General features: G+C 64.7%; 11 protein-coding genes. 8 read left to right on the top strand and 3 right to left on the bottom strand.

Annotated features, from left to right (window positions below):
- The first annotated feature begins 327 nt into the window (after positions 1-327).
- Positions 328-687 (top strand): hypothetical protein, encoded by a 360-nt coding sequence (locus AB6802_RS07865; protein WP_371009483.1) that lies wholly within the window; start codon positions 328-330, stop codon positions 685-687.
- Positions 688-740: 53 nt separating this feature from the next.
- Here the strand turns inward: AB6802_RS07865 and AB6802_RS07860 are convergent, their stop codons facing one another.
- Positions 741-890 carry a hypothetical protein gene (locus AB6802_RS07860; protein ID WP_371009482.1) on the bottom strand — a complete coding sequence of 50 codons (150 nt, stop codon included), beginning with the start codon at positions 888-890 and terminating at the stop codon, positions 741-743.
- A gap of 279 nt (positions 891-1169) precedes the next feature.
- Here AB6802_RS07860 and AB6802_RS07855 point away from each other — a divergent pair, with 279 nt between their 5' ends.
- The 3 genes from AB6802_RS07855 to AB6802_RS07845 all read left to right on the top strand — a co-directional run bounded on the left by AB6802_RS07855 (position 1170) and on the right by AB6802_RS07845 (position 3493).
- Positions 1170-1352 carry a hypothetical protein gene (locus AB6802_RS07855; protein WP_371009481.1) on the top strand — a complete coding sequence of 61 codons (183 nt, stop codon included), beginning with the start codon at positions 1170-1172 and terminating at the stop codon, positions 1350-1352.
- Between the two features lie 117 nt (positions 1353-1469).
- Complete coding sequence (locus AB6802_RS07850; protein WP_371009480.1) at positions 1470-2852, top strand: sensor histidine kinase; 1383 nt, start codon at positions 1470-1472, stop codon at positions 2850-2852.
- A complete protein-coding gene (locus AB6802_RS07845) occupies positions 2849-3493 on the top strand; it encodes a LuxR C-terminal-related transcriptional regulator (protein WP_371009479.1) in 645 nt (214 codons plus the stop codon). Before AB6802_RS07850 ends, AB6802_RS07845 begins: the two co-directional genes overlap by 4 nt.
- Positions 3494-3987: 494 nt before the next feature.
- Here the strand turns inward: AB6802_RS07845 and AB6802_RS07840 are convergent, their stop codons facing one another.
- On the bottom strand, positions 3988-4473 hold the full coding sequence (locus AB6802_RS07840) for a hypothetical protein (protein WP_371009478.1): 486 nt from the start codon (positions 4471-4473) through the stop codon (positions 3988-3990).
- Positions 4474-4634: 161 nt separating this feature from the next.
- Positions 4635-5522 carry a DMT family transporter gene (locus AB6802_RS07835; protein ID WP_371009477.1) on the bottom strand — a complete coding sequence of 296 codons (888 nt, stop codon included), beginning with the start codon at positions 5520-5522 and terminating at the stop codon, positions 4635-4637.
- A 533-nt stretch (positions 5523-6055) separates the two neighbouring features.
- On the opposite strand from AB6802_RS07835, the gene AB6802_RS07830 reads away from it, so the two are divergent.
- From AB6802_RS07830 to AB6802_RS07815, 4 genes are read left to right on the top strand one after another with little or no spacing between them, the layout of a single operon-like run.
- Positions 6056-7201, top strand: a complete 1146-nt coding sequence (locus AB6802_RS07830; RefSeq protein ID WP_371009958.1) for an acyltransferase family protein — start codon at positions 6056-6058, stop codon at positions 7199-7201.
- Complete coding sequence (locus AB6802_RS07825) at positions 7198-8304, top strand: glycosyltransferase family 2 protein (RefSeq protein WP_371009476.1); 1107 nt, start codon at positions 7198-7200, stop codon at positions 8302-8304. The genes AB6802_RS07830 and AB6802_RS07825 overlap by 4 nt, the downstream gene beginning before the upstream one ends.
- Positions 8301-9332: a glycosyltransferase family 2 protein gene (locus AB6802_RS07820; protein ID WP_371009475.1), complete on the top strand. Its 1032-nt coding sequence runs from the start codon at positions 8301-8303 to the stop codon at positions 9330-9332. The genes AB6802_RS07825 and AB6802_RS07820 overlap by 4 nt, the downstream gene beginning before the upstream one ends.
- 26 nt (positions 9333-9358) lie before the next feature.
- Entirely contained in the window at positions 9359-11122 is a 1764-nt protein-coding gene (locus tag AB6802_RS07815) for an ABC transporter ATP-binding protein (RefSeq protein WP_371009474.1), read from the top strand.
- The last annotated feature ends 41 nt before the right edge of the window (positions 11123-11163 follow it).

Here is an 11163-nt window from a genome sequence, read left to right as displayed (position 1 = left end):
CCGGCTCTGCCAGCTTCGGCCGAGCGTCGTTGGCAAGCAGGGCTCGCGGCCGCGCTGACGATTTCGTGGCGATGCTGATAGTCAAAGTCCTTCCGCGTTGATCACGCCCCGCCCGACCTGCCGAAAAGGGCTGCGACCATGACGAGCGGAAGCGCTGGCTTGTGATATCGCTGTCCAGGCTTTTGCGCCCGGCAATGCTGCGCGCGGCCACGACCGCAACCAAATGTTTGTTTTCGCGTTTGTTTTAGCGGTGCCGGCGTCCCGCTACGCGGCAGTTCCTTTTTTGTCTTTGCAGTGACTGTCGCTTGACGCGGAAAGGAGCTCGCCATGACACATGAAACAGTGGGGATCGGAGACAGGGTCGCAATCGTTGCTACAGTGATCGAGCGTGTGCAGAACCGCGTGATCCTGTCGCTTGCCAGCGACACCCACAGCTATTCGATGGTCGAACCCAATGCCAAGCCGGGCGACAAGCTGCGGCTCGAAGGCGAGGTCGTCCATGTCGACGAAGATCTCGGGCGCACGACCGTGCAGGTGCTGGGACGGGTGACCGTCGATACCAGATCAGTCGAGATCGTGACGAGGCGTTGCGACCGCGACATGAGCGGATCGATCATAAAGACGGCCCTACCGGGCCACGCTCGGCCAAACACACCACGCAAACCGCAAGGCGGCCGGCATCACTGAAGGTCACGACGAAGTCGCCGAGCCTAGCCGCTACCCACTTGCGTGGAATTGCGCTAGTGCCGCTTGAAATACTGCACTTCGCGCTCGTGCTTTTCGGCCGCCTCGCGCGATTTGAAGGTGCCGAGGTTGCGCCGCTTGCCGGTCCTCGGATCGAGCTTGCGGGAATAGAGCCGGTATTCGCCGGTTTTCAGCTTGCGGATCATGGCGATCTCCTTCGCGGTTCCGAAACTTTAACCTGCTTGAAGCGTCGGGGTTCCAAGCTCGAGGTCAAACGACCCGGATGACAAAAGCCATCAATGTGTCCGGGCCGGTGAATCTGCGGAGATCAAAAAAGCACCACCCTCGGTGAACCATTTCACGGACGGGAACGACCCAATGTCGGAAGCGATGAGGCAACGACACAATTCGGTCGGATTATTTGCACTCAAATGACTTTCGCGACGTTATCAAAGGTTGCGAGCATGCGGACTGAGGAGGGTGAGATGGTTAAGGCGAAGCTTCACGGTGTTGAGCTCGTCAGCGGCCAGAAGTGGACGGTGCGCGTCACCGCCTACGGCACCACGCTGATCTTCCCGTTCGAGGCCGAGCAATATGCCCGCTCTTATGCCGACGGCCAGGCCTTTCGCCTCGGCGTCGAGGTGGTCGAGCTGAAGGGTTACGCCTGAGGGCGTTCTTGCAAGGAAGACCTTCCATCAGCTATCCCTTCCCCTGCGGCCGGACCAAGGTCCATGTCGCCATACTGTCGCCGGCCCGGTAGTCTCACCAATCGGCAAAGCGGGGAGATGTTGAAGCGTCTGGTTGAAATCTGGAGCGGGCTGTCGCTGGCGCTGCAGTTCCTGATCGCCGGCGGCATCGGACTGCTGGCGGTCATGCTGGTGGTCGGCCTATGGGTGACCGCGCAGATCCGTGAGGGCGTGATGCACAACGCCGCAGCCACCACCGCGCTCTATGTCGACAGCGTGATCGCGCCGTTGCTGCCCGACATGCGCAAGAGCCGCGAGCTCGACAGCACGGTCAAGCGGGCGCTGGACGAGACGCTAGGCCAGGGCGCGCTCGGCGAGAAACTGCTGTCGTTCAAGCTGTGGCGACCCGACGGCACGGTCCTTTACGCCAAGGACGCTGCCGAGATCGGCAGGCAGTACAAGATCAATCCCAATCTCAAAGCCGCCTTCGCCGGCAATGTGGTGGCTGAATACAACAGTCTCCAGGACGACATCAAAGCCGGCGAAGAAGAGGATGTGAAGGTTCCGGTGCTGGAGATCTACAACCCGGTGCGCGAGCCGTGGTCGGGCGACGTGGTGGCGGTGTCGGAATTCTACGAGGCCGCGACCGACTTCCACGAAACGATGACGGCAGCGCTGCGCGGGACCTGGCTGGTGGTGGCCACGGCCACCGCGACAGCGCTCGCGCTGCTTTCAGGCATCGTCTTTCGCGGCAGCCGCACAATCCAGATCCAGCGCGCCGCGCTCGAGGCCAAGGTCGCCGAGTTGCAAGCGACACTGGCGCAGAATTCCTCGCTGCGCCAGCGCGTGCAACGCGCCTCGCGCCGCGCCACCGCGATCAACGAACGCTATTTGAGGCGCATCGGCGCCGACCTGCATGACGGACCGGCTCAACTGGTGGCGCTGGCGGCGCTCAGGATGGACAGCCCGGCGCTGGTCGAGGCCTCGCGCGAGGCACGCGAGGCCGAGATCGCCGGCATCCACAAGACGCTCGGCGAGGCGATGAGCGAGATACGCGGCATTTGCAATGGGCTGGTGCTGCCGCAGATCGAGACCCAGGCGATCGCCGATATCCTGCGGCTTGCGGTTGCCGAGCATGAGCGCCGCACCGCGACCGAGGTGGCGCTGACGCTGCCCGAACGCCTGCCCGAGCTCGGCACCTCGGAGAAGATCAGCATCTACCGCTTCGTGCAGGAAGGGCTGAACAACGCCTACCGCCACGGCAAGGGCCAGGGCCAGCAGGTGCGCGCCACCATGAGGGCCGGCAGGCTTGTGGTCGAGGTGCTGGACACCGGCCCGGGCTTCGATCCGGCGCGAAGCGAAGGCCTCGGGCTGGCGGGCCTGAGGGAACGCATCGAAAGCATCGGCGGGCAGTTCGATACACTGTCCGGGCCGCAAGGAACCAAGCTGGTGATCCAATTGTCCGTTGAGGAGCAGTCATGAACGCCCCGATCCGCATCGCCATCGTCGATGACCATCCGCTGTTTCGCGAGGGCGTGACGCGCAGCCTCGCCGAGATCGGCGGTTTCGAGCTTGTCGGTGAAGGCGCCAATGCCGACGATGCCGAGCAACTCGCTCGCGCGGCGCCCGACATCCTTTTGCTCGACATCAGCATGCCGGGTGGCGGGCTCAAGGCGCTCGGCGCTATCCTTGCCGCGCGGCCGCAGCAGAAGGTCGTGATGCTGACCGTGTCGGAAGCCAATGCCGATGTCGCGGAAGCGCTGAAAGTGGGCGCGCGCGGCTATGTGCTGAAAGGCGTCGGCTCCAAGGCGCTGGCCGAGATCCTGCGCGATGTCGCCGACGGCCAGAGCTATGTTTCGCCGATCCTGTCGGCGCGGCTGTTGTCGGACCTCTTGAAGCCCGCCGGCAGCAAACCCGACCCGCTGAGCCTGCTCACCGCACGCGAGGCCGACATCTTGAAGCTGGTTTCGGAAGGCCTGAGCAACAAGGAGGTCGCAGCCCGCCTGTCGCTGCAGGAAAAGACGGTCAAGCACCACATGACCCGCGTGCTCGCCAAGCTCAACGTACGCAACCGCACGGAAGCGGCGCTGATTGCGCGGGAGGCGAGGGAAATCAGGAACTGAGGAATTGGGGAACTGGGGAACTGGGGAACTGGAGAATTGAAGAACTGGAGAACTGGAGAACTGAGGAATTGGGGAACTGGAGAATTGAAGAACTGGAGAACTGGAGAATTGAAGAACAGGAGAGTCGATGGAAGCGGACCGGCTGGGGAAGCTTCCTCAGTTCCCCGGTTCCCCCAGTTCCTCAGTTCCTCAGTTCCCCAGTTCCCCAGTTCTCCAGTTCCCCAGTTCCTCAGTTCTCCAGTTCCTCAGTTCCCCAGTTCCCCAGTTCTCCAGTTCCCCAGTTCCTCAGTTCTCCAGTTCCCCAGTTCTCCAGTTCCCCAGTTCCCCAGTTCCTCAAAAAAATACCCCCGCCACGAGGACGGGGGCAGGTGAACAGCGGATGTTCCTCGAAAGACCGATCAGGACTAAAGGCGGCGAAGCAAAAGGTGGCAACCTGTCTCGCGGCGCCGGCGCTTCAATCCCTGACGATCTGATCTCCCGATAAAACCTCGCTCTCACAAATTCTTCAAACGATCGACGTCGGCCGCGGTGGCCTTACGATCGACGATGGTGCGGCCGTACTTGTCTTCCATCCGGAAGCGTCCCTTCTCGACCTTCTCTTTCATGCCGTTGGGGTGCGTAACCTCTACTGCGCCGGCGCCGACTTCGACCGTGTCGCCGGTCGTGGTGTTCACATGAGTCTCGGAATTGCCCGGGTTGTTGCCGTTGCCGTTGCCGTTATCGCTATTGCCGTTACCGCTGTTGCCGTTCCCGTTACCGCTATTGCCGTTACCGTTGCCGCTGTTGCCGCCCCCGCTGTTGCCGCCGTTGCCGCCCCCGCTGTTGCCGCCGCCCCCGCTGTTGCCGCCGCCGCCGCCCTTGCCGGCATAGGCCTTGGCAAACTGAAAGCCGTCGAGCGAGACATGCAAAGGCGCAACGGCAAGCGCCAGTGAGGCCACTGCCCACAAGGCACGCAAACGACAGCCGCGCACTATGCGCATGCATTTCTCCTGAGCTTTGTGCTTGCCCCCAAGCCCTGCTCGCCGTTGATAACATTGGTCAAATCGTGGCACGGCGGATAGCGGCCCCCGACCGATAACATGGTCAATCAGACCTTTGCGTTTCATCAATAGGACCTTGGTCTATCGTTTTTGAGGATGTTTCAGGCCGGCAAGGGCGCCGGCCGGCGCGCGGTGACCGCCGCGCCGAAAGCGGCGGCGATGACCGCGGCGATGCCGGCGCATTGCAGCAGGCTGAGCTTCTCATGCAGGAACAGGAAGCCGGTCAGCGCGCCGCCCGCCGGCTCCAGGCAGACGATCATGCCGTAGACCTTGGCCGGCATCCTGGCCAGAACCATCATCTCCAGCCAGAAGGGCAGCGCGCTGGAGAACAGGCCCACGACCACCGCGCCTGCCATGATATGTGGATCGGTGAGATGAGGTGCTGCCGCCGAAAAGCCGAAGGGCAGCGCGACAAGTGCCGCGATCGCCATGCCATAGGCCGATGTGCGCGCGCCGAGCTCGGCGCCGGCTTTCTGCGCCAGGATGATGTAGAGCCCCCAGCAGGCGCCGGCGGCAAGGGCAAGCAGCACGCCGAGCGGATCGAGCCCGCGGCTGACATCGGCAAAGGGCGACAACAGCACGATACCGGCCACCGCAAGCGCCACCCACACGATGTCGAGCAGCCGCCGCGAGCCCAGCGTGGCGACGAACAGCGGTCCCGTGAATTCGAGCGCCACGCAGATGCCCAGCGGAATGCGTTCGAGCGCGGCATAGAAAAGCAGATTCATCATCGCGACCGTGACGCCGTAAGCGGCGAGCCAAGGCAGCGTCTTGCGCGACGGCAGCACCTTCCATGGCCTCAGCGCCGCCGCCAGCATCAGCGCGCCAATGGCGAGCCTGAGCATGGTGGTGCCTTCCGAACCCAGCACCGGGAACAGACCCTTGGCGAAGGCAGCGCCGACCTGCACCGACAGGATGGCGCCGAGCAGGCCCATGATGGGCAAGGTGCCGGCATGGGCCGGCGTTTTTGCAATCGGCGTCGACGTCACTTCCTCTCCATCCCCTCGCCCGCGTGGCCGAGGGAGATAAAGCCTGCCGATCGCGCTGTCGTGTGGCACGAGCCGACGGATGGTGGGACAAGGCGCCCATCGCTCTGCCGGCGAGCCTATTGCACCGCACAAGACGCTGAAATACAAGGCGCTTTTCGCGAAAGCCCAAAGAAATCAGGGAGCACAAAGCCACCTATTCGATACTTCCAATGTACACGCTATGGTTGCTTGTGCAGTCTATCAACGTCTTTTGCGTTAGCTGCCAATTCAAAACATCAGACTAACTGCCTATTCGCACATAGGACTATTGGTCATCTCAAATAATATTTTAGTGAATTAAATATTACCTTGGATCCTATCCATCACATCTTTATTTCAAAGCCGTAAGCATTTTGTGTTGCGCTGCAATATGGACCGCGAGAAACCGTTGGCGGACATACGCAGTGGAGGATGCCGTTATAGCGACCCCGATGGGCATTCCGCTGAGCCGCAACGGCAGCCCGCCGCACGACAAGGCGTTGCGCAAGCCGCCGATGGCGGGCGCGCGCGACATCCAGTTGGACACTCTGCGGGCCGTTGCGGTGACACTGGTGCTCTACTCGCATTTCCTCGCGCCAGGCGGCTCGTCCTTCGTCGGCCATCTCGGGGTCAGGCTGTTCTTCGTGCTCTCCGGCTTCCTGATCACCCGGCTTTTGCTGGAGGCGCGCGAGGCCGCCCAATTCAAGGCCGGACCGGCGCTGCGCTCCTTTTATGCGAGGCGGGCGATCCGCATCTTTCCGCCCTATTTCGCCGTGCTGGCGCTGGTCTGGTTCACCGACCTGGAACAATCCAGATCCTCGCTCCCCTGGCATGCGCTCTACCTCTCCAATTTCTGGTATGCGCTGCGCAACGACTGGAACCCTTGGCTGCTCTGCCATTTCTGGAGCCTGAGCATCGAGGAGCAGTTCTATCTCGCCTGGCCGCTGATCGTGCTTCTGGCGCCGCGTCGGCGCATCGAGGCGATCACCATCGGCGTCATCGCCTTCTCGCTCGCCTACCGCTTCTACTGGCCGATCACCGCCAACCCGGCGCTCGCCCGGGACCTGCTGCCGCCGGCCTCGATGGATGCGCTTGGCTGCGGCGCCCTGCTTGCCGTGCGCCGCGCCAGGGGCGCGGATGCGCCGCAATGGATGCGGCGCGGCTGGCCGGTCCTGGCGGCGGTGTTCCTGCTCGTCGTCTGGTCCGACCCCGGGCCGGCGAACTCAGCCTGGGAGTGGCCGCGCTGGGCCCTGGTGCAGATGCTGCCGCTGGTGCCGCTGGCGGCGATCGTCGCCGCCTGCTCGAACGGCCTGGGCGGCACGCTGGGCAGGCTGGCCGAACTCCCTCCGCTGCTTGGGCTCGGCCGCATCAGCTACGGCGTCTACCTCTATCATCCGATCCTCCTGGCCTATGCCGTCAAGGCGCAGCCATGGATTCCGCTCAACGTCTCGGAGCAGGGGCCGGGGCGGTTCCTCGTCGCGGGCACTGCCACGCTGGTCGTCGCCTCGCTCTCCTGGGTGTTTTTCGAGAAGCCGCTCAACGGTCTCAAGCGCTATTTTCCCTATGTCGCGCGCTCACGTCCACGCGGCGCGAGCGAGGCCCGCCGGTTCGGCGCGGCACCGGCGCTCGACCTGCAGCAGACGGATCGGAGCCGACCATGACCGGCCCCCTCATCTCGGTGCTCTTGCCGGTCTACAATGCCGAGCCCTATGTGGCCGCGGCGATGCAGTCGATCCTGCGGCAGGATTACGGCCGGCTCGAAGTCATCGCTATCGACGACGGATCGACCGACGGGTCGCTGGAGATCCTCGAACGCTGCCGCCGAGGCGACAGCCGCGTATCCATCATTTCGCGCGAAAACCGCGGCCTCGTCGCCAGCCTCAATGAAGGGCTGGCGATCGCCCAGGGCGAGCTCGTCGCGCGCATGGACGCCGACGACTTCGCCTATCCCTGGCGGCTGTCGCGCCAGGCGGCGCTGTTTGCCGCGCGGCCGGAGCTCGGCTTCTGCGGCGCGCTTGTCGATACGCTGCTGCACGGCCGCATCGCCAAGGGCCGGCTCGATCCGGTGTTCCGTCTCGGCCTCCCCGTGCTGTCGAAATTCTTCACCATCTTCATGCACCCGACGGTGGTCTATAACCGCAAGGTCATCGACGAGGCCGACCTCCATTACAACGGCCTCTATCGCCATGCCGAGGATTTCGACCTCTTCCGGCGGCTCGCCGAGCGCTATCCAGCGGCGCTGATGCCGGAAAGCCTGCTCGTCTACCGCCTGCATCCCGGCAGCGTGACCAGCCTGCACGGCAAGGAGATGCGGCGCACGCATCTCAAGATTGTCGGCGAGAATCTCGAACGCGTGGGGCTGGCGCGCGACTGCGAGGACCTGAGCGCCGTCGGCGATCGCGTCACTGTCGACACAGTGCGCCGGGCGGCCGCTTTCATCGGCGCGCTAGAGCAGCGGATCGCTGCCTTGCCCGATACGATGCGGCCGAGCTTCGAGGCCGGCGCGCTCAACCTGTTCTATTTCCTCTACCAACTCGTCAACGACGAGGAGCGGCCGGCGCTGACGCATGAATTGTTGACGCTGACAGGGAAATGGAACGCGATCCGTCGCCGCGAGAAATACGCGCTCAGCCCCGGCACCTGGGCGCCCTGGCTGAGCCAGGCCTCGATGTGGGCGGGCAAACGCGCCGATTGGGTCACCTACCGCTTCAAATCGGCGCCGGCGGCGTCGGTGCTCGCGCCTTACAGTATGGGGGCGGCATGAACGCCGAGCCCCATCCCCTGCTGCAGCACCTTGGCCCGGCCCTGGCCGTCCCTCCCTGGCCCGGGCAGCGGCCGCAGGTCTCCTTCATCGTCTGCACGCGCGACCGCCTCGCGGTGCTCGAAGCCTGCATCGATTCGATCCGCGCCGCCTGCCTGGCGCATCCGGCCTTCGCGGCCGAGATGGTGGTGGTCGACAATGGCTCGCGCGACGGCACGGCCAAGTATCTTTCGGCGACCGCCGAGAGCTCCGACATCGCGCTGACCGCGGTCTCGGAGCCGCGGCCCGGATTGGCGGCGGCGCGCAATGCGGGAGTGGCGCGCGCGCGCGGGCAGGTGCTGGTGTTCGTCGACGACGACTGCAGGCTCGACCGCGGCTACCTCGTTGACCTCGAGCGGCACTATGCAAGCGGCGACAAATGGTTGATCCGCGGCGGCCGAGTCGAAATCGGCGACGCGCGCGACCTGCCCTTCACCATCAAGCGCTGCGACACGCGGGAGCGGCTGACGCCGGCCGTCCATCCGGGCGGCTTCGTGCTAGGCTGCAACATGACCATGCATCGCGATGTCGCCGCCCGCATCGGCCCCTTCGACGAGCGCTTCGGCGCCGGTGGGGCGCTGCGCTCGGCCGAGGACACGGACTATCTGGTGCGGGCGATGCTTGCCGGCATGACGGTGGAATACGTGCCCGACATGACGATCTTCCACCATCACGGCCGGCGCGACCGCATGGCGATCGACCGGCTGCATCGCGACTATCATTTCGGCAACGGCGCGCTCTGCCTGAAGCATCTGCGCCGCGCGCCCTGGCTGCTGCGCCATTTCTACTGGGCGGTCCGGTCGGCCATGCGCGAATTCGCCGGCGGCCCGCGCTTCGAGCAGGAGCTCAGGCTGTCGCACTGGCCAATCGTTGCCATGAACCTCGCGGGCGCGGCGAAATTCGTCGCTCTCGTGCTCGCCGGACGGCCGCAGCGGCAGGCGCGGCCGAGCCAGGAGACCACCGACGCCAGGGCGGAGGTCAGCGCGCGATGAGCGGGCGCAAGATCAGTGAGAGCAAGATGTCCGCGCTATCGATGCTGCGCCATGCGCTCGGCCGAGGGCAGTTCGGCCTGCTGCCGATCGTCGTCGCGCTCGGGCTTGCAAGTGCCGCGCTCGAAGGTTTCGGCATCGGGCTGATCATCCCGCTGCTCGGCATCATCATGGGGCATGGCGACTCCGCCAGCATGGCGGGCCTCTCGGCCCTGTTGCAGAAGGTTGGCGCGGGGCTTGGCGAGCGCGAGCGGCTGATCGCGATTGCGGCCGCGATCCTCGGCTCGATCCTGCTCAAGAACCTGCTCGGCTTCGCCAATTCGGTGCTGACCGGCCATATCTACGGCAAGGCCAGCCAGGCGATCCGCGGCGCGCTGGCCGAGCGGCTGCTCAATGTCGGCTACCCCTTCTTCCTGAAGGAGAGCCCCGGGCGGTTGCTCAACATCATCTCCAGCGAATCCTGGCGGGCGTCGGATGCCATCCAGGCGATGCTCGGCTCGATCGTCAGCGTCTCGGCGGCGCTCATCCTGCTAGCTTTCCTGATGCTGCTCTCCTGGCAGATGACGCTGCTGGTGGTGCTTGGGCTGGCGCTGGTGCAGATGGCGCATATGGCGCTGTCGGCGCATCTGAGGAAGCCGAGCCGCAGCGTCACGGCGCGCAACAGCGCTCTAGCCTCGCGGATGCTTCACCTCGTTCATGCCGGCCGCCTGATCCGCATCTTCGGGCAGGAAGCGCGCGAAAAGGCGGCATTCGAAGCGGCGTCGGACAGCCTGCGTCGGACAGCCTTCCAGCTCTCCAACCGCCAGGGCGCGTTGGGACCGCTGACCGAGGTGCTGCACGCCATGCTGTTCCTGACGGTGGTGATCGGCGCCTGGTTCGCGGGCTTGAGCTTTCCGCTGGTCGCGGCTTTCCTCATCCTGCTTTACCGGCTGCAGCCGTATGTGCGGGCACTGCAGATGACATGGAGCCAGTTGCAAGGGCTTTCCGGCTCGCTGGAGGAGGTGACGTGGCTGCTCGACCCGCAGGGCAAGCCGCAGGCGCCGCAAGGCAGTCGGCCATTCGCTGCCTTGAGCAAGAAAATCGCCTTCGAGGGCGTAAGCTTCAGCTATGCCAATGAAGAGCAGCGCGCGGCGGTGCTGCATGCCGCGAGCTTCGATATCCGAAGCGGCCGCTCCATCGCGCTGATCGGCCGTTCCGGCGCCGGCAAGACGACCATCGTCAACCTGCTCTGCCGCTTCGTCGAGCCGGACGGGGGCCGAATCCTCGTCGACGGCGCGGCGCTTGACGAGATCGACCCGGTCGCATGGCGGGCGCATATTGCCTTGGCGAGCCAGGAGCTGGAACTGGTCGACGGCACCATCCTCGACAACATCACCTACGGCAAGGACACGGCGAGCGTGGAAGAGGCGCGGCGCGCCGCCAAGCTCGCCGAGGCGCATGAATTCATCGAATCCCTGCCGCAAGCTTATGAAACCGTCGTCGGCTATCGCGGCGTCAATCTGTCGGCCGGGCAAAGGCAGCGCATCGCGCTCGCCCGCGCCCTGGTGCGCGATCCCGACATACTGATCCTCGACGAGGCCACCAACGCGGTGGACGGACTTTCGGAAGCGGCGATCGTGGAAACGCTGAAGTCGCGCGCGGGCCGCCGCACGACGATCGTCATCAGCCACCACCATTCGACGATTTCGTTCTGCGACGACCTGGTGATCCTGGAACACGGACGGGTGAAGAAGCAGGCGAAGCTCGCGGAGCTCGCGGCCCGCAGCATGGATGAGCTGTATCAACCGGAGTGAGCTGGGCGTCATCCCGAGACGCCGGCGAGACAGCGCCCCCT

The sequence above is a fragment of the Mesorhizobium sp. RCC_202 genome, from assembly GCF_041355295.1.
Taxonomy (GTDB): Bacteria; Pseudomonadota; Alphaproteobacteria; order Rhizobiales; family Rhizobiaceae; genus Mesorhizobium.
The sequence above is the reverse complement of the archived record's forward strand: the minus strand, read 5'-3'. Positions and strand labels throughout refer to the sequence as shown.

What these genes read in the sequence shown, in the direction of transcription:
- AB6802_RS07845 (WP_371009479.1), top strand. Translation starts at nt 2,849, where the DNA reads ATGAACGCCCCGATCCGCATCGCCATCGTCGATGACCATCCGCTGTTT.
- AB6802_RS07855 (WP_371009481.1), top strand. Translation starts at nt 1,170, where the DNA reads ATGGTTAAGGCGAAGCTTCACGGTGTTGAGCTCGTCAGCGGCCAGAAG.
- AB6802_RS07825 (WP_371009476.1), top strand. Translation starts at nt 7,198, where the DNA reads ATGACCGGCCCCCTCATCTCGGTGCTCTTGCCGGTCTACAATGCCGAG.
- AB6802_RS07815 (WP_371009474.1), top strand. Translation starts at nt 9,359, where the DNA reads ATGTCCGCGCTATCGATGCTGCGCCATGCGCTCGGCCGAGGGCAGTTC.
- AB6802_RS07860 (WP_371009482.1), bottom strand. Translation starts at nt 890, where the DNA reads ATGATCCGCAAGCTGAAAACCGGCGAATACCGGCTCTATTCCCGCAAG.
- AB6802_RS07865 (WP_371009483.1), top strand. Translation starts at nt 328, where the DNA reads ATGACACATGAAACAGTGGGGATCGGAGACAGGGTCGCAATCGTTGCT.
- AB6802_RS07850 (WP_371009480.1), top strand. Translation starts at nt 1,470, where the DNA reads ATGTTGAAGCGTCTGGTTGAAATCTGGAGCGGGCTGTCGCTGGCGCTG.
- AB6802_RS07820 (WP_371009475.1), top strand. Translation starts at nt 8,301, where the DNA reads ATGAACGCCGAGCCCCATCCCCTGCTGCAGCACCTTGGCCCGGCCCTG.
- AB6802_RS07840 (WP_371009478.1), bottom strand. Translation starts at nt 4,473, where the DNA reads ATGCGCATAGTGCGCGGCTGTCGTTTGCGTGCCTTGTGGGCAGTGGCC.
- AB6802_RS07830 (WP_371009958.1), top strand. Translation starts at nt 6,056, where the DNA reads ATGGCGGGCGCGCGCGACATCCAGTTGGACACTCTGCGGGCCGTTGCG.